This window comes from Kineosporia sp. NBRC 101731, from assembly GCF_030269305.1.
Classification (GTDB): Bacteria; Actinomycetota; Actinomycetes; order Actinomycetales; family Kineosporiaceae; genus Kineosporia.
In genome coordinates this window covers 1-272 of record NZ_BSTC01000069.1, presented here as the reverse complement: position 1 = coordinate 272, position 272 = coordinate 1, and the positions used below count along the sequence as shown (strand labels likewise).

Genomic DNA, 272 nt, shown 5'->3' with positions numbered 1-272 from the left:
GGCTTTGGTGAATGGTGCGGTGGTGCCGGTGTTGTCGCGTGCGGTGTCGGAGTTGGATACGGCGTACGTGATTTTCACGTCGGGGACGACGGGTCGTCCGAAGGGTGTGGCGGTCAGTCATCGGGCGATCGTGAATTTGATCGCTTGGCGGCAGGGTGTGTTCCCGCTGGGGGTGGGGGATCGGCTGTTGCAGAAGAGTTCTGCCGGTTTTGATGTGTCGGTTCCGGAGTTCTTCTGGCCTTTGACGGTCGGGGCGACGGTGCGGTTGATTC

1 protein-coding gene is annotated in these 272 nt (G+C 61.4%); it reads left to right on the top strand.

The features are described from left to right. A partial coding sequence (locus QSK05_RS36120) for an AMP-binding protein (protein WP_285601918.1) occupies window positions 1-272 on the top strand: 272 nt, incomplete at both ends.